We start from the raw sequence: 24,512 nt of genomic DNA on the forward strand, positions 1-24,512 counted from the left end.
ATTCTCAAAGCAAATAATGCAAAAATTGTTAGCTATTTCACATTCACTGATTAAAATTCAATCCGATATTACTTACGCCACTCTCCTTTAACTCATTTTTTAAAGCTAAAATAAGCTCAATATCTCGTTCTTCACATTCATTCAATAAACGATAAATTTGCCACTGTACATCAAGCTCTTCTTGAATTTCTGCACAATTTTTAAGCTCTTGTTCATTCAATTCACGATCTTGCTCAGTTTCAATATAAGTAGCTACTGTTGCAAGGGAAAGCTGACTTATTTTTATCGCTTGCTCTAGTGTTTCCCCAGCAATAATTGCATGGAGCAACTCCGAAAGAGCTTGGCAAGCATCTTGTGCTGGAAAAACGCCATAAAAATCATATTGATTTACATCGGGGATAATAGCTTCTAACTTTTCAAGCTGATTTTCAAAATTAATTTTTGCTCCTTTTACCGTTAAAAACTCCCAAGCTAAATTGAGAATATTTTGGTAAATTTTTGCATCATCTGACCGCTTGCTTACCTCACAAAATAGCTGAAAATTCGGTAGCATACGTTCACATAAGCAAGCCATAAAAACAAGGTGCTGCCAACTTTCAAAACGCTCCATACGTTTATGAATCGGATTTCGCATTATTTCTCCTGATGATAAGGCTTAGATAAGTGATGTACTGCATCAACAAAAATTTTAGGACTCTCTTGCGGTACATCTTGATGAATACCGTGCCCTAAATTAAAGACCTGTCCTGTTCCTTTGCCAAAATCTGCTAAAATAGTTGCGACTTCTTGCTCAATGCGTTCAGCTGACGCATATAACACACTAGGATCCATATTGCCTTGCAACGCTACTTTGTTGCCAATTCTTGCTCTTGCTTCGCTAATATCAACCGTCCAATCTAGCCCCACTGCATCACACCCCGTATCAGCAATCGCTTCTAACCATAATCCTCCCCCTTTAGTAAAAAGAGTTACTGGCACTTTTCGTCCTTCATTTTCACGAATTAACCCATCAACAATTTTGTGCATATACTGCAATGAAAAGGTTCGATAATCTCGATGAGCCAGTACACCGCCCCATGTATCAAAAATCATCACCGATTGTGCCCCTGCTCTAATTTGTGCATTTAAATAGAGAATAACGCTATCGGCTAATTTTTCTAATAGTGCGTGTAATAACGCTGGGTCGGTATATAACATTTTTTTGATTTTCGTAAATGCCTTTGATGCCCCCCCTTCAACCATATAAGTTGCTAACGTCCACGGACTACCAGAAAAACCAATTAATGGTACTTCACCTTTCAATTCACGGCGAATGGTTCGCACTGCATTCATTACATACTGTAATTCTTGTTCAGGATCAGGAATAGGCAAATTATCAACATCTGCTTTACGTTCAATTGGACGAGCAAATTTTGGTCCTTCTCCAGCGCCAAAACTCAGCCCCAGCCCCATCGCATCAGGAATAGTTAAAATATCTGAAAAAAGAATAGCGGCATCTAAATCGTAACGACGTAAAGGTTGCAAAGTTACTTCACAAGCAAGTTCAGCATTGCGGCATAACGACATAAAATCACCTGCTTCCGCCCTCGTTGCTTTATATTCAGGTAAGTAACGCCCTGCTTGACGCATCATCCATACTGGCGTCATATCCACAGGTTCACGTAATAATGCTCTTAAATAGCGATCATTTTTTAACATTGTCATAATTCTTTTTCCATCTCTAAAACTGCCATTAGCATAGCCATACTTTGGCAGATAATAACATAATTTAAACGGCTATCAGTACCCCATTATATAAGAGTAAACCCAAGCGGTCAGATTTCCACTATTTTTGTAAATCGTGTTTTGCTTGTAAAATTGCTTCATTAACTCGTTCTAAATTTACTCCGCCTTTCGCACAACGCTTAGATAAACACGAATCCAGCGAAAGAATTGCATAAACATCGTCTGCAATAGCCTGATGAAATTGATTAAACTCAGTTAAACTTAATGCTTCTAATGCTTTACACTGGCTCATCGCATAGACAACAGTTTCGCCAACAATATGATGAGCCTCACGGAATGGAACGCCTTTTGCGACTAAATAGTCTGCTAATTCGGTTGCATTCGCATAGCCTTGTTGAGCAGCTTCTTTGGTTCGTAGAGTATCGACCTGAATATCTTCAAGCACTAACGTTGAAATAGCAAGGCAAGCCTGCCACGTTTCAACAGCATCAAAAATTCCCTCTTTATCTTCCTGCATATCTTTATTATATGCTAAAGGAAGCCCCTTCAACGTTGTCAATAGCCCCATTAACGCACCAAAAACACGTCCGGATTTTCCTCGAACTAATTCGCAAGCATCAGGATTTTTTTTCTGTGGCATTAACGAAGAACCTGATGTAACTCTGTCAGATAACTCTATAAAATGAGATTCACCACTGTTAAAAATAATCAGATCTTCCGCAAAACGAGAAAGATGTACCATACTGATCGATGCTATAGCTAGCAGTTCTAATATATGATCCCGATCTGACACGCTATCTAAACTATTACGTGTTGCCACCGCAAAGCCAAGATCTTGAGCTAACTTATCTCGATCGATTGCATAGGCAGTACCAGCTAATGCACCCGATCCTAGAGGACAAGTATTCATACGATGATAAGCGTCTGTTAAACGGCTATAATCTCGCGCTAACATTTCATAATATGCCATACACCAATGTGCAAAAGTAATCGGTTGAGCACGTTGTAAATGGGTATAACCAGGCATTATTGCTTGCTGATTTACTTCTGCCGTGGCAACTAATTTTAACTGTAATTCTTGTATTGCCTGTTGAAGCATTAATACTTGGGCTTTACACCAAAGTTTTATATCCACGGCAACTTGATCATTACGGCTTCTGCCTGTATGCAATTTTTTACCAAGATCTCCCACTTTTTTAATTAAATTTAGCTCAACCCAACTATGAATATCTTCCGCATTATCTTGCAAAATAATCGCTAAATTCGGCGCTATCTCTGCTCTTAATTCAGTCAGTGCTTTCGTTAATTGCTGAAGTTCTTCGGTATCAATCACTCCGACAGAATGAATGGCTTTTGCCCAACCGATAGAACCCTCAATGTCTTGTAGAGCAAGACGATAATCAAATCGTAAAGAGTCGTTAAAGTATTTGAATTGTTGATCCGCAGCCTGTGTAAATCGCCCGCCCCAAAGTGCCATAAACTTTCCCTTCTTTTGTAAAAATGTAAAAATAGGCTAAAACTGCCCGCTTGTTATAAACAAATACGCTTTAGCTATGCCTTAATACTTCTAGTACCTTCTCTAAATTATGATTGAACCGTAGCCAAAAAACTTTCTGCTTTCGCTGTTAAATTTTCTGCCCCTTGGGCTCGAATGACAACATTATCTTCTGTACGAATTCCGCCAAATTGCTTGAATTCTTCAATTTTTTTCCAATTAAAAAAACGTGCAAGCGGTGAGTTCCGCCAAGAATTTAGCAACATTTCAATAAAATAGAAACCCGGCTCAATCGTTAAAACCATTCCCTCTACTAAATCTCGAGTACAACGTAAACTCGGGTAAACCTCTGGTGGGGCTTTATGTGTTCCCCTAATATTCTGCTGAAATCCTGCCACATCGTGAACCTGTAAACCTAAATTATGCCCTAGACCGTGAGGAAAGAAGCAACGACTAATACCTTCCTCAAAGATTTGTTCGCTAGGTAATTTCACTAAATCAAACTCTGAAAGTAATTGTGAAACCCAGCGGTGCATTTGGGTATGATAGCTCAAGTAATTAAATCCGACTTGTAGATTATCAATAATCTCTAATTTATAGCAATCCATTCTGGTAATCAATTCAGCAAACTCACACCGCTCATCAAAAGCATAACTACGAGTAATATCAGACGCATAACCTAAATAACTCGCACCAGCATCAAGTAAAAAACTCTGTGGCTGTTTTGGCTGTTGAGTCACTAGATCTGTATAATGCAACACTGCACTATGTTGATTTATTGCCACAATATTGCTATAAGGTACGTTATTATCTGACTGTAATGTTGCATTAAGATAAGCAAGATTAATCTCAAATTCACTTTTCCCCTCAAAAAAAGCCAGCTTACCCGCTAAATGTCCTTTAATTGCAATCAAATTTGCCTGATAAATACAGGCTATTTCAAATTCTGTTTTACAAGAACGGGCAAAATGAAGTACATTTAACACCTTTTTCGGATTAATTAGCTCAAAGCCTAAGCTATTTGCTAACAGCTCATTATCTCCAAGAAAAGCACAGTGTGCTGGCTGAATATATTGGGTAATTTGCTCACAATCCGTCAAAATTTGCCACTCAAACGCTTCAGCAAAAAACGCATCAATCGGCGGATTAGGCGTAATATGCCAATAATCAGTAGGTGCATAGAAATAGACCTTCGGACGATTTTTACCATCAAGGTAAAGCCAGCTTCGTTGAGCGGTTGGATCGGGAAAAACATAATTAAATAAGGGGTTAATTTTAAATGGTGAGTGTTGATCATCTAAAAAATATGGCTTAGTTTCTCCTGCATATATCCATAGTCCGTCTAAACGAGAAAGCTCCAATGCCTGTTGCACTGTTTTTTGCACTTGTGCTAAATGTTGAGTAAAAAGTGATTGCATATCATTCCCTAATTTAAGTGATTTTAATGACTAAATTAACTATAAACCAAACATTAGATACCCTAGGACTACGTTGTCCTGAACCAGTGATGCTAACCCGCAAAACCATTCGTCAAATGCAAGAAGGGGAAGTATTACTTATTATTGCTGATGATCCTGCAACAACTCGAGATATTCCAAGTTTTTGCCAATTTATGGATCATCAACTTATTAAAAGCCAAACTACTATTATCCCTTACCAGTATTGGATAAAGAAAGGGTTATAAGTAAAAAAATAAGCGGTCAGATCCGTTGTAAAATTACCAACTATCTGACCGCTTATTATTTATTAGTGACGAGTTTCCTCGAAATCTTCATCATCAAAAAACTCGCCATCTTCACCATATTCATCTTCATCACTATTTGGATCTTCGAAATAGGTTCCCCAGCCTTCGTATTCTGCTCCTGATTTTTCAATTAACGGCAATAATTCTTTTTGTTGAGCAGTAATTAAATCACCATTGAGTTCAATTTCACTGACAATGTCGCATACAAAAATAATTTTACCATTTTCTTCCTCAATTTCTTCTGCTTCAGAAATTTCATAGCCTAATTTATACGCATCAACAACTAACTTTTCTAATTTATCAAAATCAGTATGTGCAATATGATGCTCAATAATATAAAGAGCTTCTGGATCAGATCCATTTTGTAATAATTCATCAATAATTTGATCGGTTTCTTTTCGTAATTCTGCTAAATTCATTTTTATCATTCCTTTATTAAATATCAGTATAATAAATAATTTGATTAGACGTTACATAGCCTAAATCTATCATTAATTGTGCTAAATTATATTGTGTTTCAAATAAACTATGCTTAGTTTTATCTTCATTTGAAGTTAAAAAAGCTAAACTTTCAATTTCAGCCTCTCTTTTCTTTAAATCTAAAGAGAGATAGAGGCTACTTGCAAATCCACCAAGTTTCTTTGCTTTAAAACCCAATAAAAAAAGAATTTCTAATGGAATATTATCTGGCAATCTAATAACTGATTTGAATATATCATCTACCTTTTTATTTATTTCTGGAGAATTAGGGTGTCCTTTATAAAATATAAGATAATTATCACCGATATAATACTTACTTTTAGGATCTAAATATTGTAATAATAGTTTAATATGTAATTTCTCTAAAACTGTTTCATTACCATCAAAAATAGTTGTCCCTGTAAAAACAAAAACTTTGTATTCTGAACTCAATTTTATATAGCTATTAACTAAATCTAACGGTAAATTTAGTATCGCTAAAATCATTTGCCACTGTTCTACCGACAAAGATGAATAACGTGTTAAATCCATTTCTGAATAGGAGCCATTCAGTTTTTCTTTCAATGGACTTAACTGAGCTATATCTAAATAATTTGATTGCATCAAATAATAATGGCTTGAGAAATTTGCATTCCAAAGATATCGTAAAATATTAAGAAAATTAAATTTAATTTCTCGTGTTTCATTTAGCTTAGATAATATTGAATAGTGAAAATCAACCTCTTTTATTAAATCTATATCCATTTTTGATAAGCTATATAAATAACTAATCCCTTCTGCACCATCATCATAAAAATTTAATTTAATCTCTTCAACTTTATCACTATATTGATTACAAATCTGTAATAAAGGGACAAACATCATCAAACTATGAAATAAGTTTAAATGAATATTAAACTTCAATTTCGTAGAACTTTCCGAAATCAAACAAGCAAAGGCTTGATTGAACTTATCTTGATCACCTGTTTTTACAGGATAATATTGAATTATTCCTTCAGGATAAGCATTAACAATTGAGTCTGGAATAGTAAATCGAGATAATCCAAATAGACGAATTGTTTCCATATCGTCTTTATTTTTTACAAAATGTAAGAAATAATTCAGACTAGGAATCGTTGCATAATCTAAATACACTTCAACATTTTTTGTTACTATATTAGCCATTTTGATATACTTCGCCAAACCATAAATCTAATTTCTGTGCTAATTTATCAATCCCAATTTTATTTAAAGCTGAATAAGCTTCTACTTGAATATCACCTTGAAAAGGTAAAATTGCTTCTCTTACCATTTTAACTTGCTTATTTCGTTGGGCTTGGCTTAATTTATCCGCTTTTGTTAATAACAATAAAATAGGTAATTGTGATGACACAGCCCATTCAATCATTTGTTGATCGAGATCTTTTAAAGGGTGGCGGATATCCATTAAAATAACAACCCCTCGTAAACATTCTCTTTTTTGTAAATATTCCCCTAATGATTTTTGCCACTGGATTTTCATCTGTTCAGGCACAGCGGCATAGCCGTAACCTGGTAAATCAACTAATTTACAATTTGGTTCAACTTCAAATAAATTGATAAGTTGAGTCCTGCCAGGTGTTTTTGAGGTTCTTGCTAACCCTTTTTGATTGGTTAAGGCATTTAAAGCCGTTGATTTTCCTGCATTAGAACGCCCAGCAAAGGCAATTTCTACGCCACTTTCTTCAGGTAGATGGCGAATATCAGGTGCTGACATTAAGAAATGTGTTTTATGATAGTTAAGTTTATGTTCTGTCATTATAATTTGAATTTAATTGATAGGCCTTTGTTTCCATAGGCATTAGGTTCAGGATTTCCTGCGAACACACCCCACTCTAGCAGTAACATTGTACCGATAAAGCAAGGCATAATGATGCCCAATAGTAATGCCATTGTACCTGTTGTGCCAAGAGAACCCCCATAGCAAATGAGCGGTACAACGATCATCAATAAGGCTTTCCCCGAGCGATTACGATCGTGCAATCGCTTTACAATAACAGCTGATAAGCTATATAAGCAAAGCAGTAATGGTAAAAGGCTAATCCAACTGTAAGCGGTCGGATTTAATACAAAATTTGCAAACAAAAATAAAAAAGCAAAATTAAGCAGCAATCCGAGCCAAAAGCCCTTACGGTTTAAGCGACCTTGAAATGAGAAAAGTGCGTTATACCAAATCATTATTGCAACGCTTTTTCTATTTTTTCATATAAATCACGAGATAAATTATCAAGTCCCTTTAAACGCTCCAACCCACGGCGCATTAATGTTTGACGTTGTGCATCGTAACGAGAAAATTTAATTAATGGTTCAATCAACCTTGCTGCCACCTGTGGATTAGTGCTATTTAATTTGATCAACATATCAACTAAAAAGCGATAACCAGCGCCATCAAGAGTATGGAATGCTTTTGGATTAGCCATTGCAAAAGAACCAATTAACGAACGCACACGGTTTGGATTATTCATATTAAAACTGCGATGATTTAACAAATGTTGAACAATCTCAAGTACGTTTTCATCAGGGCGTGTGGCTTGTAAAGCAAACCATTTATCCATTACTAATCCATCGTGATGCCATTTTTCCTCAAAATCCGCCAACAATTGATCCCGACACGGTAATTGTGCTTTAGTTGCCGCCGAAAGTGCTGCTAGAGTATCAGTCATATTATCAGCTTGATAGTAATGTTTATAAACTAATGTATTACCAATATCTGAGAATGCTAAGTATGATAAGCAAACATTGCGTAATGCCCGTTTTGCCATATCCTCAGCAACCACACAATAATTCGCTAATTTATTCTGGTTGTAAGTTACAAGTAACCGGTCTTTCAGAGCTTCAGAAATGGATACTTGCATAAAATCTCGCACAACCGAAATACCTGTTGGGTCAATCGTTTTAAACCATTCCGCAAATTGTGTTTCTGTTGGCAGTGTTAAGGTTAAAGCGGTCAGTTCTGGGTCAACATTTGCATTTTCCAGGACAAACGTTAGTGCCTCTAACAATGCCGATGAAAATTTCAGTGTTTCACCTTGTTGATAACGCCCTAAATTTTCACGCAATTCATTAATATATAACGTTTGAGCAGCGTCCCAACGAATGAAGTCATTTTCTGCAAATTTGACTAAGGTTAAAAGCTGATCCGTAGTGTAGTTATAATCTACACGCACAGGAGCAGAAAAATCACATAATAAGGCCGGTACTGGGCGTTGCGAAATATTATGGAATTCAAAGGTTTGATGTTCATGGATAACATCTAACACATCACTAATCGTAAATAATTCATATTGAAGATTTAATTTTTGCCCATTTTCAGCATAGAGCGCAACTTTTACAGGAATATGAAGACTCACTTTTTCAACTTGATCTGCCGTAGGTTGTGTCATTTGTGAAATATGCAAACGATAAATTTGACGTTTTTCATCATAATCATCAGACACCGTTAATTCTGGTGTACCCGATTGGCTATACCAACGGCGGAATTGCTGTAAATCAATTCCTGATGCACGTTCCATTGCCGAAATAAAATCTTCACAAGTTGCAGCTTTACCATCATTTTCTGCAACATAAAGTTTCATTCCTTTTTGGAAGAGTTCCTCTCCCAATAAAGTATGGATCATTCGGATCACTTCTGCCCCTTTTTCATAGACTGTAACCGTATAGAAATTATTCATTTCAATTACTTTTTCAGGGCGAATTGGGTGAGCCATAGGACTTGCATCTTCCGCAAATTGTACCGTACGTAAAAGTCGAACATCTTCTATCCGCTTAACCGAACGGGACCATAAATCTGATGTAAACTCTTGATCACGGAAAACTGTTAGTCCCTCTTTTAATGAGAGTTGAAACCAATCACGGCAAGTGATGCGATTACCCGTCCAATTATGAAAATATTCATGAGCAATTACGCTTTCTACATTCATATAATCATCATCAGTCGCTGTTTGTGGATTTGCTAGCACAAATTTTGAATTGAAAATATTTAAGCCTTTATTTTCCATTGCTCCCATATTAAAGAAATCAACGGCAACAATCATATAAATATCAAGATCATATTCTAAGCCAAAACGTTGCTCGTCCCATTTCATTGACCGCTTTAAACTTTCCATTGCCCAAGTTGCACGGTCAAGATTTCCTTTATCAACATAAATTTCGAGTGCAACTTCTCGCCCGCTCATTGTGGTAAATTGATCTTTTAGTAAATCAAAATTCCCAGCGACTACGGCAAAAAGATAGCTTGGTTTTGGGAAAGGATCTTGCCATTCCACCCAGTGGCGACCATCTTCAAGCTCACCTTGAGCAATTCGATTACCATTAGAAAGCAAATAAGGATATTTACTCTTACAAGCGGTGAGTTTAGTTCGATATTTTGCTAAGACATCAGGGCGATCTAACATATAAGTTATCTGACGAAAACCTTCTGCCTCGCACTGGGTACATAATCCTTCTCCAGATTGATATAACCCTTGTAAAGAAACATTTTTAGACGGTTGCAAACAGGTCTGAATTTCAAGTTGAAATTGCTCATTTGGAAAATTTGTTAAGTCTAAAGTTAAAGATTCATCATCTTTTTTATAAGACGAAAATGGCTCACCATTTAATTTTAATGCTAAAAATTCAAAACTATGCCCATCTAAACGCAAATGATTCGTCTGCGTATTTTTACGTTGTACTGTTAAGGTTGAAGTAACAAGAGTTCGTTCAGGATCTAATTGAAAATCAAGGTAAATATCAGTAATCGTAAAATCTGGCTGACGATAATCTTTTCTAAATTTTGCTTTAGGCTGCATAGCATTTCCTTAGGTCTTTGTCAGAATAAATTCGTGATGTAAGTATATTGTAATTTAAGGGGAAAGTCATTGATTAAGGCGAACGTGAACCAAAAATCGCTGTACCAATTCTTACCATTGTTGAACCACATTTTATTGCTGAAATGAGGTCATCAGACATTCCCATTGATAAAGTATCTACTTCGCTAAATTCGGCTTTTAGTTGTAAAAATAACTGTTGCATTTCTAAAAGCGCTACTTGCTGTTTCTCGGGATCTTGTTCAGGTTTAGGAATAGCCATTAGCCCTCGTAAAGTAAGATTAGGAAGCAAACTAATTTGGCGTGCAAGCGGTAACATTTCTGACGGAGCAATACCCGCTTTTGAATTTTCATCACTAATATTGATTTGAATAAGCACATTGAGCGGTAAACAATAGTCAGGACGCTGTTCATTTAAACGTTGTGCAATTTTAAGTCTATCAACTGTTTGTACCCAATCAAAATGCTCTGCAACAAGTTTCGTTTTATTTGATTGCAATGCACCAATAAAATGCCACTCTAAATCTGGATAATGCGCAAAATACTGTATTTTTTCTACCCCTTCTTGGACATAATTTTCACCAAAAATTCGTTGTCCAGCACCGATTGCCTGTTCAATCATTTCAATCGGCTTCGTTTTTGTTACCGCCAATAATTTAACACTATCTAAATCACCTTGATAAGCCTGACTAGCTTGCTGAATTTTCTGTCTAATCATTACTAGATTATCTGCAATCGACATTCTCATCTCCAAAAAGTTATAATACAGGAATGATAAAACTCCCCTTGTAGAAAAACAAGGAAAAGCAATAGAAAGAGAAAATCGAATGCAACAACTTGAAAATATAAAATTAGTCATTACGGATATAGATGGCGTGCTGACAGACGGTAGCCTGTACTACAATGAAAATGGCGAGGCATTAAAATATTTTAATGTAAAAGACGGACTGGGCATCAAAATGTTACTTGCCTGCGGTATTCAAGTTGCAGTCCTTTCGGGGGGCGATACTCCTATTTTACGCAGAAGAATAACTGATTTAGGTATTCCATTATTTCAGCTTGGGAAAATGTCTAAACGCCAAGCCTGCTTAGATCTAATGGCACAAGCAGGCGTTACTGCTGAACAAACTATTTTTTTAGGTGATGATACGCTCGATCTCCCAGCTTTTGAAGTCTGTGGACTAGCTGTTGCTGTCGGTGATGCCTTTGATTACATCAAACAAAAAGCTGATTTTGTTCTTACTCGTTCAGGTGGACACGCCGCCTTCCGAGAATTATCTGATATGATCTTAAAATCACAGGGAAAAGAGAGCGTTTACACAACAGCCGATGGATTTATGCAAGTTGTTGATAAAATGGCACAATAACTTTACCGCTAAATTATTTAGCTAAACTGTAAAAGTTTAATTTAAAAAGACCGCTTGTCTTAAGGTAAGCGGTCTTTTTCTTATTATTTTTGTATATACTACAATAACATTTTAACAATTTTATCTAATTTCACTCGCCCAAATTTCTTTAATAAATTTTGAACTTGCGATGGATAATCTTTTTGCATTTCTAAATGACTATAATGATTTAATATTTGTGTATGCTCTCTTATTTGGCAAAGCTCCTGATCAGCTTTTTGAGCTAATTCCGCATTAGGATCAGAAATTAATATCGCATTTTCCGCATCAAGTCCCCAAGCTCGTGGATTTAAATTATTACCTGTTAATAGAATATATCGCTGATCAATCCATACGCCTTTTAAATGATAGCTATTATTAGCATGTTTCCATAAACGAATAGTAAGCTGCCCATTTTGAATATATTGATCAAAACGCTTACTAAAAGCCCGTAAATTTTTTTCATATAAATATGGTAATGCCGAAGCCATTGTAAATTTTTCATCCGGTGGAGTATAAAAGTCATTGGCTGTTTTATCTCCTACAATAATTTCCACCTGCTTTCCGTCATTTAATAGCCACGAAATTCGCTGACGTAACGAACGAGGAAAATTAAAATAAGGGGTGCAAATCGTTAATTTCTGTTCCACCTGATAAAACAAAGCTTCAATCACTTTATTTAAGCAATTTTTTCGCCCTAATCCCATAATCGGAGCAACCATTAGCTGATCATCTAACATTGATTGCCCATCAAATTGATAAACTTGTTGGCTAAGTTCCTTACGGAATGCTTTTACAAGCGGTCGGATTTCATTTCTTTTTTGTCGATGTTCAATATCCAGACGAGACACAGCAGGGTTAGACAAAATATGTTGCTGAATAAATGCTACAAAACTATCTGCCAATGCCCGATTTGTAATTTGATGATAACGATCATAACGGTAACGATCAAATTGTTGCAAATAAACATTATTAATACTTGCTCCGCTATATAACAACGTATCATCAAATACAAATCCCTTTAAATGCAATACGCCAAAAACTTCACGAACATTAATTGGCACACCATAAAAAGCAATATCATTTTCTGGAGGTAGCCCATACTCATTACGCACCTGAGTGTACCAGTCGGCATTTGAATTTTGAGCCTGCTCACCAATTCGCCCACGCTGTGCTCGGTGCCAATCGACTAGTACTTTAATCTCTAAGTCAGGATTTACTAATTTAGCTTGATACAACGCATTCAAAATATCTTGCCCTGCTTCATCTTTTTCAAAATAAAGTGTCGTTAGATAAATACGAGATTTAGCTTGTGCAATTAACGATAAAAGACGTGCTTTAAATTCTGCACTATTTGCAAGGAAATCTACCTTATCGACCTCTTGAGGCAAAAAAGTCAAATTTGCTAAATATTTTTTTGCTCGAGTTAATTTATTTAATGTAAGCATAATTAAGGACTCCCGTTCGCTATGACAAGCGGTGAGTTTTTTCAAATGTTTGCGAATTTATTATAATGAGAAAATCTTAACATAAATTAAAAAGCCATTAAAAATAAACTGCAATTTTATTGATAGTAACAATTTACCATTCAATACTAAAAATAAAAGTTACTCTCTTTATCTAAAATATTAAACTAAATAAAGAGAGTAACTAAGAAATCAGGCTAAATTAATTACGCAAAATTGCGTTTTTCGCCTTCACCATATACATTTTCAATACAACGTCCACAAATATGTGGATGTTCTGCATTTTTACCAATATCCGTTGCGAAATGCCAACAACGAGGGCATTTTTCCCCCTCTGCTCGCTCTACTTTAACTGCCAGCCCAGTAAGTTCGCCTTCAGAAATATCTGCTTCAGCTAATGGTTTAACGACCGCTTGTGATGTGATCAAGACAAAACGTAATTCATTTCCTAACTGTTCAAGCAACGGACGTAATTGATCATCCGCATATACAATAACTTTTGCTTCTAAACCTGCACCAATCAATTTATCGTTTCGGGCCTGCTCAAGCACTCGGTTTACTTCTGCTCGTACAAGCAAAAGTTTTTGCCAGTAACTATCATCAAGCTGTTCATTTTCACCTAAACTAAATAAGCCTTCGTAAAATTCTTCTGTAAATACAAATTCTGAACGCCCTTCTACTTTCGGTAAATATCCCCAAATTTCATCAGCAGTAAAGGATAAAATAGGCGCAATCCAACGCACCAAAGCTTCACTAATATGCCATAGTGCAGTTTGACAGCTACGGCGTGCAAGACTATCTGCTTTGGTTGTATATTGACGATCTTTGATAATATCGAGATAAAATGATCCCATTTCAATTGAACAAAAACGCATTAATCTCTGTACAACTGTATGGAACTGATAATTTTCATAGGCTTCTTTAATTTCATTTTGTGCTTCTAATGCGCAACTTACAGCCCAACGATCAAGGCTTATCATCTCTTCAGGCTGAACCAGATCCCGCTGTGGATCAAATCCATTTAAGTTCGCCAATAAGAAACGTGCGGTATTACGAATTCGACGATAAGTATCGCCTGCACTGTTTAAAATTTTGTGAGAAACCGTAATTTCGCCTGTATAGTCCGTTGAAGCAACCCACAAGCGTAAAATATCTGCCCCATTTTTATTCCATACTTCACTTGGTGCAATCACATTGCCTAATGATTTGGACATTTTCCGACCATTCTCATCAACGGTAAATCCGTGAGTGAGAACTTGACGATAAGGTGCTTTCTCACTTGTTGCCGTTGAAAGCATTAATGAAGACATAAACCAACCACGATGTTGATCTGAACCTTCTAAATACATATCTGCGGAATGACCATTAAATTCAGGACGTGCATCAACAACAGAACCGTAAGTTGAGCCTGAATCAAACCATACATCTAATGTATCCGGCACTTTACGATATAATTTTGCATCTTCTTCGCCTAATACTTCTTTCGGATCAAGATCCCACCAAGCTTGAATACCTGCTTGTTCAACACGTTTTGCTACCTCATCTAAAATTTCTAATGTACGTGGGTGTAGCTCTTCCGTTTCCTTATGCACAAACATTGTCATCGGTACGCCCCAAGTCCGCTGACGAGAAATACACCAATCAGGGCGATTTGCAACCATCGTGTCAATACGTGCTTCACCCCAACTTGGAATCCAGCGAACTTGCTTAATTTCAGATAATGCCTTTTGACGTAACCCCTGTTTTTCCATACCGATAAACCATTGTGGCGTTGCACGGAAAATAATTGGTGTTTTATGACGCCAACAGTGAGGATAACTGTGTTTAATTTTTGTTAATTTAAGCAATGTCCCCGTTTCTTTTAACTTTTCGATGACTAAATCATTTGATTCAAATACGCCTTTACCAGCAAAAAATGGTGTAGTCGAAATAAACTTACCATCATTACCTACTAAACATGCCATTTCTAAGCCATATTTACGTCCTACAATAAAGTCATCTTGACCGTGATCAGGGGCAGTATGCACTAGACCTGTTCCACCATCAGTAGTAACGTGATCACCAAAAATAATCGGCACACTAAAATCATAGAATGGGTGGTTAAAGCGTATAAGTTCTAAGACTTCACCTTTCACCGTTCCTAATCTTTCAATCTCTTCAACTTTAATTGCATTTTTTACAGATTCAACAAGATCTGCCGCTAAAATAAGACGCTCATCTCCAACTTGTACTAACTGATATTCCAAATCAGGATTAACCGCAATCGCACGGTTGGAAGGCAACGTCCAAGGTGTCGTTGTCCAAATTACAGCTGAAATTTTACCGTGACCTTTATTTCCAAATAGATTAGCCACAGCATCTTGATCAACCGCCGAAAATTTTACATAAATAGAAGGCGATACTTTATCTTCATATTCGACTTCCGCTTCAGCAAGTGATGAACCGCAATCCAAGCACCAATGAACTGGTTTTGAACCTTTATATAGATGACCATTTTTAATGACTTTACCTAATGTACGGATAATATTTGCTTCCGTATCAAAATTCATTGTCAAATAAGGCTTTTCCCAATCACCTAGTACACCTAAACGTATAAAATCTGCTTTTTGTCCTTCAATTTGCTCTTTTGCATAAACACGGCAAGCTTCACGGAATTCTGCCGCAGAGACTTTCTCATTCGGCTTACCAATAAGCCCTTCAACTTTTAATTCAATCGGCAAACCATGACAATCCCAGCCAGGAATATAAGGTGAATCATAGCCAAAAGCCGTTTTAGATTTAATAATAATATCTTTTAAGATTTTATTTACTGCATGACCTAAATGAATACTGCCATTCGCATAAGGAGGCCCATCATGCAAAATAAATGATTTTTTCCCTTTTCTTGCCTCACGAATTTGCTGATAAAGCTTTTTATCCATCCAATTTTGTAACATTGCAGGCTCACGTTTTGCAAGATCACCACGCATCGGAAAACCTGTTTCAGGTAAATTTAAAGTGTTTTTGTAGTCTGTCATTTTTTATTCCAATTATAAATTACAATTTTTTGCTATCTTTTAGCATAAATGCAAAAATCTCTCACAACTCACCGCTTATAAGATGTTAATGCGACAATTTCAATATAACCATTCCAGAAATAATTAGCAATATACCGAGATACTTACTAAGGCTTGCAGAATCTCCATAAAACCAAATTCCAATAAGAAATGTTCCCACAGCACCAATACTTGTCCAAATAGCGTAGGAAATACCGATAGGAATTGTTTTTTGTGCTATCCACAACAAACCACCACTTGCAGCCATAAAACTGATCGCAATAATAATTCCTAAAATTCTACTCTCAGGCTGCTGTGCCATTTTTAATCCTATGGGCCAACCAACTTCCATCAACCCCGCTAAAATTAAATATATCCAAGCCATTTTAATGTTCCATATTCAAAAAAATTTTAGCTTGTTGAACATCTTGTTCTATTTGCTTTTTTAATTCATCTATTGAAGCAAATTTAATTTCAGACCGAATTTTTTCTACGAAACAAACTTCAAGTGTCTGCCCATAAATCATTCGGGAGAAATCAAATAAATGTACTTCTAGCAATGGTTGCGTACCATTAATTGTTGGACGATTCCCTACATTCGCAATACCATTTACTACTTGCCCATTTAAGATAACTCGTACTGCATAAACACCTTGAATAGGTGTAACAAGACGATTAAGCATAATATTTGCAGTCGGAAAACCAATAGTTCTGCCTAATTTATTACCGTGAGCAACTCTACCCCGAATAGAGTAAGTCTTACCTAATAATTGTTCCGCTAATGTAATCTTATCACAAGCTAACGCTTGACGAATTAATGAGCTACTAATACGATCTTTATCTAAGCAATAGCTTTGACTATTTTCAACTTCAAAACCAAATTTTTGTCCTGCCTGTTTCAACATTTCAAAATCACCTTGACGTTTCATACCAAAACGGAAATCATCACCTACACTTAAATAACGGATATGCAACTTATTCACTAAAAGTTGTTGAATAAACTGATCAGGTAAAAGTGAGGAAAATTTCCTATTAAAACGACTACATAAAACAAAATCTATGCCTAATTTATCAAGCTCACAGACTTTATCTCGTAAACGCATTAAACGTGCAGGGATTTCATTTGAATGAATATTTTTTGCAAAAAACTCTCGAGGCTGAGGTTCAAAAATCATCACAACAGAAGGTAACTTAAACAAAGATGCTTTTTCAGTTAATCTCTGTAATATTTGTTGATGGCCTAAATGTACGCCATCAAAATTACCTATAGCTAGCACACAACCATTCTTTAATGCCGATTGATTTGCTAAATTATGAATACCACGAATTAACTTCATTTAATGAACTTTATTACATTTTCAAATAAAAATTAGTTTAGATTATACGGTGATAAGCCCAAAATAGGAAGAAAGTTATCAACGAACATTAAGATAAGAAAATACATTTTTAAATGTAACCATGAATTTCATTTTTTATTACAAATAAATGAGTAAACGATAGATGAATATTTAAAAAAGTTAGAAATTAACTGAGAGCTTATTTCCGTTGCTATTTTCTTATTTTTCCCATAGCAAAAACCCCAAGGTCTCTCAACCTTGGGGTTATCTATAAAACCCTGATGGTGCCCTACTCTCACATGGGGAATCCCCACACTACCATCGGCATTACTGCGTTTCACTTCTGAGTTCGGTATGGAGTCAGGTGGGACCACAGCACTCTGGCCATCAGGAAAATTCTTTCCGTCTATCTATTCTTTCTTCTATCACGTTACTTATTCTACTATTACTCGATGTAACGCATAGTCTCTTCTTTATTTCTCTAAAAACAAGCTGTCTGAACCTTTCTTCATTCGTCTTTCGTTATCTTCTATAACCAATCTTTACCCTACATCAACCCCAAAACACTTGAGGTTGTATGGTTAAGCCTCTCGGGCAATTAGTATGGGTTAGCTCAATGTATCACTACACTTACACACCCCACCTATCTACGTCGTAGTCTCCAACAACCCTTACAGTCTTATAGACTGGGAGAACTCATCTCTTGGCAAGTTTCGTGCTTATATGCTTTCAGCACTTATCTCTTCCGCATTTAGCTACCCAGCAATGCCTCTGGCGAGACAACTGGAACACCAGTGATGCGTCCACTCCGGTCCTCTCGTACTAGGAGCAGCCCCAATCAATTCTCCAACGCCCACGGCAGATAGGGACCGAACTGTCTCACGACGTTCTAAACCCAGCTCGCGTACCACTTTAAATGGCGAACAGCCATACCCTTGGGACCTACTTCAGCCCCAGGATGTGATGAGCCGACATCGAGGTGCCAAACACCGCCGTCGATATGAACTCTTGGGCGGTATCAGCCTGTTATCCCCGGAGTACCTTTTATCCGTTGAGCGATGGCCCTTCCATTCAGAACCACCGGATCACTATGACCTGCTTTCGCACCTGCTCGACTTGTCTGTCTCGCAGTTAAGCTTGCTTCTACCATTGCACTAACCTGACGATGTCCGACCGTCATTAGCAAACCTTCGTGCTCCTCCGTTACTCTTTGGGAGGAGACCGCCCCAGTCAAACTACCCACCAGACACTGTCCGAGACCACGTTTCGTAATCTTCGTTAGAACATCAAACGTTAAAGGGTGGTATTTCAAGGACGCCTCCACAATGACTAGCGTCACTGCTTCAAAGGCTCCCACCTATCCTACACATCAAAATTCAATGTTCAGTGTCAAGCTATAGTAAAGGTTCACGGGGTCTTTCCGTCTAGCCGCGGGTACACCGCATCTTCACGGCGATTTCAATTTCACTGAGTCTCGGGTGGAGACAGCCTGGCCATCATTATGCCATTCGTGCAGGTCGGAACTTACCCGACAAGGAATTTCGCTACCTTAGGACCGTTATAGTTACGGCCGCCGTTTACTGGGGCTTCGATCAGGAGCTTCTCTTTCGATAACACCATCAATTAACCTTCCAGCACCGGGCAGGCATCACACCCTATACGTCCACTTTCGTGTTTGCAGAGTGCTGTGTTTTTAATAAACAGTTGCAGCCAGCTGGTATCTTCGACTTACTTCACCTTCGTCCGCAAGGGACTACAATTACCATAAGCGCACCTTCTCCCGAAGTTACGGTGCTATTTTGCCTAGTTCCTTCACCCGAGTTCTCTCAAGCGCCTGAGTATTCTCTACCTGACCACCTGTGTCGGTTTTCAGTACGGTTTAGATAAACCTGAAGCTTAGTGGCTTTTCCTGGAAGCGTGGTATCAGTTACTTCGTGTCCGTAGACACTCGTCATCAGTTCTCAGTGTTAAGAGAGACCGGATTTGCCTAGTCTCTCCACCTACCGCCTTAAACAGACATCCAACAGTCTGCTAACCTAACCTTCTCCGTCCCCACATCGCAGTTTATCCAAGTACGGGAATATTAACCCGTTTCCCATCGACTACGCTTTTCAGCCTCGCCTTAGGGGCCGACTCACCCTGCCCCGATTAACGTTGGACAGGAACCCTTGGTCTTCCGGCGAACGAGTTTTTCACTCGTTTTATCGTTACTTATGTCAGCATTCGCACTTGTGATACGTCCAGCAAACCTCTCGATTCACCTTCATCCGCTTACACAACGCTCCCCTACCCAACAGACTTTCGTCTGATGCCGCAGCTTCGGTGACTAGTTTTAGCCCCGTTACATCTTCCGCGCAGGCCGACTCGACTAGTGAGCTATTACGCTTTCTTTAAATGGTGGCTGCTTCTAAGCCAACATCCTAGCTGTCTAAGCCTTCCCACTTCGTTTCCCACTTAACTAGTACTTTGGGACCTTAGCTGGCGGTCTGGGTTGTTTCCCTCTTCACGACGAACGTTAGCACCCGCCGTGTGTCTCCTATGCATTACTCTTCGGTATTCGCAGTTTGCATCGGGTTGGTAAGCCGGGATGGCCCCCTAGCCGAAACAGTGCTCTACCCCCGAAGGTATTCACATAAGGCTCTACCTAAATAGATTTCGGGGAGAACCAGCTATCTCCCGGTTTGATTGGCCTTTCACCCCCAGCCACAAGTCATCCGCTAATTTTTCAACATTAGTCGGTTCGGTCCTCCAGTTAGTGTTACCCAACCTTCAACCTGCCCATGGCTAGATCACCGGGTTTCGGGTCTATACCTTGCAACTACATCGCCCAGTTAAGACTCGGTTTCCCTACGGCTCCCCTATTCGGTTAACCTTGCTACAAAATATAAGTCGCTGACCCATTATACAAAAGGTACGCAGTCACAGATTGCTCCGCTCCCACTGCTTGTACGTACACGGTTTCAGGTTCTATTTCACTCCCCTCACTGGGGTTCTTTTCGCCTTTCCCTCACGGTACTGGTTCACTATCGGTCAATCAGGAGTATTTAGCCTTGGAGGATGGTCCCCCCATCTTCAAACAGGATATCACGTGTCCCGCCCTACTTATTGTAAGCTTAGTTCCACAAAAAACTATTTAAGTACGGGGCTATCACCCGCTATGGCTCGACTTCCCAGACGATTCCTCTTAATTTATTGCTAAAACTTACTGGCTCTTCCGCGTTCGCTCGCCGCTACTGACAGAATCTCGGTTGATTTCTTTTCCTCGGGGTACTTAGATGTTTCAGTTCTCCCGGTTTGCTTCCTTAGCCTATGTATTCAGCTAAGGATAGTAGATTCTTCATCTACTGGGTTTCCCCATTCGGATATCTTGGATTAAACGCCTCTTATCGACTCATCCAAGCTTTTCGCAGATTAGCACGTCCTTCTTCGCCTCTGATTGCCTAGGCATCCACCGTGTACGCTTAGTCACTTAACCATACAACCTCAAATATTTTGGATTTGTGTTGATATCGGTAAACAACTGGTTATTTGCTTGTGTGCTTTTGTTCACACAAGGCTTTTCTTTACTCAGACTTTTTGGCGTGATGAGAAAACTCTTAATAATATATTAAGTAGATTACTCAACACCGCTTGAAAAAATCTCAATTTTCAGCTTGTTTCTAAATTTTTAAAGAACAGATATAACAATTAAAGTTAATTAATCATCATACTTAAATTCATGTTATTTATCATCTCTTATATAAACGTATATAAGCAACATAACCTTAAGTATGATGAATTGGTGGAGATAAGCGGGATCGAACCGCTGACCTCCTGCGTGCAAGGCAGGCGCTCTCCCAGCTGAGCTATATCCCCATTCCATCTTCCGTTTGTCACTCACTTACGAGTGGTGGGTCTGAGTGGACTTGAACCACCGACCTCACCCTTATCAGGGGTGCGCTCTAACCACCTGAGCTACAGACCCAACGGATGACCTTAATTATTCTCTTATCAGACAATTTGTGTGAGCGCTTATTAACGCAATTCGTCGTTGGTAAGGAGGTGATCCAACCGCAGGTTCCCCTACGGTTACCTTGTTACGACTTCACCCCAGTCATGAATCATACCGTGGTAAACGCCCTCCCGAAGGTTAAGCTATCTACTTCTGGTACAACCCACTCCCATGGTGTGACGGGCGGTGTGTACAAGGCCCGGGAACGTATTCACCGCAACATTCTGATTTGCGATTACTAGCGATTCCGACTTCATGGAGTCGAGTTGCAGACTCCAATCCGAACTTAGACGTACTTTGTGAGATTCGCTCCATGTCGCCATCTTGCTTCCCTCTGTATACGCCATTGTAGCACGTGTGTAGCCCTACTCGTAAGGGCCATGATGACTTGACGTCATCCCCACCTTCCTCCAGTTTATCACTGGCAGTCTCCTTTGAGTTCCCGGCATAACCCGCTGGCAACAAAGGATAAGGGTTGCGCTCGTTGCGGGACTTAACCCAACATTTCACAACACGAGCTGACGACAGCCATGCAGCACCTGTCTCAGAGCTCCCGAAGGCACTCCCGTATCTCTACAGGATTCTCTGGATGTCAAGAGTAGGTAAGGTTCTTCGCGTTGCATCGAATTAAACCACATGCTCCACCGCTTGTGCGGGCCCCCGTCAATTCATTTGAGTTTTAGCCTTGCGGCCGTACTCCCCAGGCGGTCGATTTATCGCGTTAGCTTCGGGGACCAAACTCAAAGCCCAATCCCCAAATCGACATCGTTTACAGCGTGGACTACCAGGGTATCTAATCCTGTTTGCTCCCCACGCTTTCGCACATGAGCGTCAGTATATTCCCAAGGGGCTGCCTTCGCCTTCGGTATTCCTCCACATCTCTACGCATTTCACCGCTACACGTGGAATTCTACCCCTCCCTAAAATACTCTAGCGACCCAGTATGAAATGCTATTCCTAGGTTAAGCCCAGGGCTTTCACATCTCACTTAAGTCACCGCCTGCGTGCCCTTTACGCCCAGTCATTCCGATTAACGCTCGCACCCTCCGTATTACCGCGGCTGCTGGCACGGAGTTAGCCGGTGCTTCTTCTGTAACTAACGTCATACCCAAGTGCTATTAACACCCAAGCTTTCCTCATCACCGAAAGAACTTTACAACCCGAAGGCCTTCTTCATTCACGCGGCATGGCTGCATCAGGGTTCCCCCCATTGTGCAATATTCCCCACTGCTGCCTCCCGTAGGAGTCTGGACCGTGTCTCAGTTCCAGTGTGGCTGGTCATCCTCTCAGACCAGCTAGAGATCGTCGGCTAGGTGAGCCCTTACCTCACCTACTACCTAATCCCACTTGGGCTCATCTCATGGCAGGTGGCCCGAAGGTCCCACCCTTTCATCTCTCGATTATACGCGGTATTAGCTACAGTTTCCCGTAGTTATCCCCCTCCATAAGCCAGATTCCCAAGCATTACTCACCCGTCCGCCACTCGTCAGCATAAGTACAAGTACTTACCCGTTACCGTTCGACTTGCATGTGTTAAGCCTGCCGCCAGCGTTCAATCTGAGCCATGATCAAACTCTTCAATTTAATCTTTTCGCTCAATCAATACTGACTCTATTACTTCTTTATGAATTTTCAAGTTAGCACTCATTAAGTCTTGTCTTTATATACTTATAACTACAAATTAACATCAACAAGTGCCCACACAAATTGTCTGATACATTATTAAAGAACAAAACAACGACGCACTATCAAATCAATCTTATTAATTCACAACAGCGCGTCGTTGTGTGGTGCGTATTATAGATATTTCTAAAACGCACGCAAGTACTTTTTGCAAAAATATTTGAAAATTACATCAAAAGATGAAAAATAAATCAAATTGATTCGATTTAATACTGAGCATTACTTTTAAGTGAGATTATTTCTCAATATCTTATATATTTTTAGAGTAATTCTACAATAATGTGATCTACTTCACAAAATTCCTACTACTTCCAACACTGAATTTGCTATGATACTACGCTTTTTAAATTAACTACAAACTAAAAGGAACTACTTATGAACCAACTAGATACACTGCGCGGAATGACAATGGTTGTTGCAGATACAGGTGATATTGATGCAATCAAAACCTACCAACCTGAAGACGCCACAACTAACCCTTCTTTAATTTTAAGTGCCTCAGCACTTCCTCAATATTCCCCATTGATTGATGATGCAATCGCTTATGCAAAAGCTCAAAGTAATGATAAAGCACAGCAACTTATTGATGCAGAAGATAAATTAGCCGTTAATATTGGTTTAGAAATTTTAAAAGTCGTTAAAGGGCGTATTTCTACTGAAGTTGATGCTCGCTATTCTTATGATACTGAAAAAACTATCTTAAAAGCCCGTAAACTAATTAGCTTATATAATGCTGCTGGCATTAGTAACGAACGTATTCTTATTAAAATTGCTTCTACATGGCAAGGAATCAAAGCTGCAGAACAATTAGAAAAAGAAGGTATTAACTGTAATTTAACTCTACTCTTTTCTCAAGCTCAGGCTCGAGCATGTGCTGAAGCTGGCGTATATCTCATTTCTCCATTTGTTGGACGTATTCTTGACTGGTACAAAGCCAATAGCGACACAAAAGAGTTCTCCCCTGCAGAAGATCCTGGTGTCATCTCAGTAACATCTATTTATAACTATTATAAAGAATATGGTTATAATACCGTAGTAATGGGAGCAAGTTTCCGCAATGTTGGTGAAATTACCGAATTAGCGGGTTGCGATCGTTTAACTATTGCACCGCCATTATTAAAAGAATTGCAAGAAAGTAACCAACCACTTGTACGTAAACTCTCTTTCACTGGAGAAATAAAAGCACGTCCAACACCAATGAGCGAAGCAGAATTCTATTGGGAACATAATTCAGATCCTATGGCTGTAGAGAAATTAGCAGAAGGGATCCGTAAATTCGCTATCGATCAAGAAAAATTAGAAGCTATGCTTTTAGCAAAACTTTAATTCCTTTAGCCCCCAATATACT

At 38.6% G+C, this 24,512-nt stretch carries 17 protein-coding genes, 2 tRNA genes and 3 rRNA genes; 3 read left to right on the forward strand and 19 right to left on the reverse strand.

Annotation, left to right across the window (positions count from 1 at the left end; genetic code table 11):
* Nucleotides 1-43: 43 nt before the first annotated feature.
* The 4 genes from A6B43_RS02335 to pepQ all read right to left on the reverse strand — a co-directional run bounded on the left by A6B43_RS02335 (nt 44) and on the right by pepQ (nt 4,638).
* The gene (locus A6B43_RS02335; protein ID WP_124210978.1) at nt 44-634 is read right to left on the reverse strand and encodes a YjaG family protein; all 591 of its coding nucleotides are present in this window, start codon (nt 632-634) and stop codon (nt 44-46) included.
* Nucleotides 634-1,704, reverse strand: a complete 1,071-nt coding sequence (hemE, locus tag A6B43_RS02340; protein ID WP_124210979.1) for a uroporphyrinogen decarboxylase — start codon at nt 1,702-1,704, stop codon at nt 634-636. Before hemE ends, A6B43_RS02335 begins: the two co-directional genes overlap by 1 nt.
* 121 nt (nt 1,705-1,825) lie before the next feature.
* Nucleotides 1,826-3,202 (reverse strand): argininosuccinate lyase, encoded by a 1,377-nt coding sequence (gene argH, locus A6B43_RS02345; RefSeq protein WP_124210980.1) that lies wholly within the window; start codon nt 3,200-3,202, stop codon nt 1,826-1,828.
* Between the two features lie 107 nt (nt 3,203-3,309).
* Nucleotides 3,310-4,638 (reverse strand): Xaa-Pro dipeptidase, encoded by a 1,329-nt coding sequence (pepQ, locus tag A6B43_RS02350; protein WP_124210981.1) that lies wholly within the window; start codon nt 4,636-4,638, stop codon nt 3,310-3,312.
* A gap of 26 nt (nt 4,639-4,664) precedes the next feature.
* Here pepQ and tusA point away from each other — a divergent pair, with 26 nt between their 5' ends.
* Nucleotides 4,665-4,904, forward strand: coding sequence for a sulfurtransferase TusA (gene tusA / locus A6B43_RS02355; RefSeq protein WP_124210982.1), 240 nt, complete (start codon nt 4,665-4,667; stop codon nt 4,902-4,904).
* A 62-nt stretch (nt 4,905-4,966) separates the two neighbouring features.
* Here the strand turns inward: tusA and rraB are convergent, their stop codons facing one another.
* The 6 genes from rraB to A6B43_RS02385 form a co-directional block, all read right to left on the reverse strand.
* Nucleotides 4,967-5,383 (reverse strand): ribonuclease E inhibitor RraB, encoded by a 417-nt coding sequence (gene rraB / locus A6B43_RS02360; RefSeq protein ID WP_124210983.1) that lies wholly within the window; start codon nt 5,381-5,383, stop codon nt 4,967-4,969.
* Between the two features lie 16 nt (nt 5,384-5,399).
* Nucleotides 5,400-6,608, reverse strand: coding sequence for a hypothetical protein (locus tag A6B43_RS02365; protein ID WP_124210984.1), 1,209 nt, complete (start codon nt 6,606-6,608; stop codon nt 5,400-5,402).
* Nucleotides 6,601-7,221: a ribosome biogenesis GTP-binding protein YihA/YsxC gene (gene yihA, locus A6B43_RS02370; RefSeq protein ID WP_124210985.1), complete on the reverse strand. Its 621-nt coding sequence runs from the start codon at nt 7,219-7,221 to the stop codon at nt 6,601-6,603. Before yihA ends, A6B43_RS02365 begins: the two co-directional genes overlap by 8 nt.
* The gene (locus tag A6B43_RS02375; protein ID WP_124210986.1) at nt 7,221-7,640 is read right to left on the reverse strand and encodes a DUF805 domain-containing protein; all 420 of its coding nucleotides are present in this window, start codon (nt 7,638-7,640) and stop codon (nt 7,221-7,223) included. The genes yihA and A6B43_RS02375 overlap by 1 nt, the downstream gene beginning before the upstream one ends.
* Complete coding sequence (gene pepN, locus A6B43_RS02380; RefSeq protein WP_124210987.1) at nt 7,640-10,249, reverse strand: aminopeptidase N; 2,610 nt, start codon at nt 10,247-10,249, stop codon at nt 7,640-7,642. Before pepN ends, A6B43_RS02375 begins: the two co-directional genes overlap by 1 nt.
* Before the next feature lie 73 nt (nt 10,250-10,322).
* Nucleotides 10,323-11,009 (reverse strand): YggS family pyridoxal phosphate-dependent enzyme, encoded by a 687-nt coding sequence (locus A6B43_RS02385; protein WP_124210988.1) that lies wholly within the window; start codon nt 11,007-11,009, stop codon nt 10,323-10,325.
* An 85-nt stretch (nt 11,010-11,094) separates the two neighbouring features.
* Between A6B43_RS02385 and A6B43_RS02390 the strand changes: the two genes are divergently transcribed.
* A complete protein-coding gene (locus A6B43_RS02390; protein ID WP_124210989.1) occupies nt 11,095-11,634 on the forward strand; it encodes a KdsC family phosphatase in 540 nt (179 codons plus the stop codon).
* Between the two features lie 98 nt (nt 11,635-11,732).
* Here A6B43_RS02390 and pssA read toward each other — a convergent pair whose 3' ends face one another.
* The 9 genes from pssA to A6B43_RS02435 all read right to left on the reverse strand — a co-directional run bounded on the left by pssA (nt 11,733) and on the right by A6B43_RS02435 (nt 23,065).
* Nucleotides 11,733-13,100, reverse strand: coding sequence for a CDP-diacylglycerol--serine O-phosphatidyltransferase (gene pssA, locus A6B43_RS02395; protein ID WP_124210990.1), 1,368 nt, complete (start codon nt 13,098-13,100; stop codon nt 11,733-11,735).
* A 224-nt stretch (nt 13,101-13,324) separates the two neighbouring features.
* Nucleotides 13,325-16,135 carry an isoleucine--tRNA ligase gene (ileS, locus tag A6B43_RS02400; protein ID WP_124210991.1) on the reverse strand — a complete coding sequence of 937 codons (2,811 nt, stop codon included), beginning with the start codon at nt 16,133-16,135 and terminating at the stop codon, nt 13,325-13,327.
* A gap of 85 nt (nt 16,136-16,220) precedes the next feature.
* Complete coding sequence (locus tag A6B43_RS02405; protein WP_124210992.1) at nt 16,221-16,538, reverse strand: DMT family transporter; 318 nt, start codon at nt 16,536-16,538, stop codon at nt 16,221-16,223.
* 1 nt (nt 16,539) lies between these two features.
* Nucleotides 16,540-17,490: a bifunctional riboflavin kinase/FAD synthetase gene (gene ribF / locus A6B43_RS02410; protein ID WP_124210993.1), complete on the reverse strand. Its 951-nt coding sequence runs from the start codon at nt 17,488-17,490 to the stop codon at nt 16,540-16,542.
* 276 nt (nt 17,491-17,766) lie between these two features.
* Nucleotides 17,767-17,882: ribosomal RNA gene (rrf, locus tag A6B43_RS02415) — 5S ribosomal RNA — on the reverse strand.
* Between the two features lie 185 nt (nt 17,883-18,067).
* Nucleotides 18,068-20,965: ribosomal RNA gene (locus A6B43_RS02420) — 23S ribosomal RNA — on the reverse strand.
* A 304-nt stretch (nt 20,966-21,269) separates the two neighbouring features.
* Nucleotides 21,270-21,345 (reverse strand) — tRNA-Ala (locus A6B43_RS02425).
* 32 nt (nt 21,346-21,377) lie between these two features.
* A tRNA-Ile gene (locus A6B43_RS02430) sits at nt 21,378-21,454 on the reverse strand.
* A gap of 70 nt (nt 21,455-21,524) precedes the next feature.
* Nucleotides 21,525-23,065 (reverse strand): 16S ribosomal RNA (locus A6B43_RS02435).
* Together the 16S, 23S and 5S rRNA genes with 2 tRNA genes alongside form the textbook arrangement of a ribosomal RNA operon.
* A 474-nt stretch (nt 23,066-23,539) precedes the next feature.
* On the opposite strand from A6B43_RS02435, the gene tal reads away from it, so the two are divergent.
* Nucleotides 23,540-24,490, forward strand: a complete 951-nt coding sequence (tal, locus tag A6B43_RS02440; RefSeq protein ID WP_124211719.1) for a transaldolase — start codon at nt 23,540-23,542, stop codon at nt 24,488-24,490.
* Nucleotides 24,491-24,512 lie beyond the last annotated feature (22 nt).

Origin of the sequence: Vespertiliibacter pulmonis (assembly GCF_013377275.1) — a bacterium.
In the GTDB taxonomy this organism is placed as follows: Bacteria; Pseudomonadota; Gammaproteobacteria; order Enterobacterales; family Pasteurellaceae; genus Vespertiliibacter; species Vespertiliibacter pulmonis.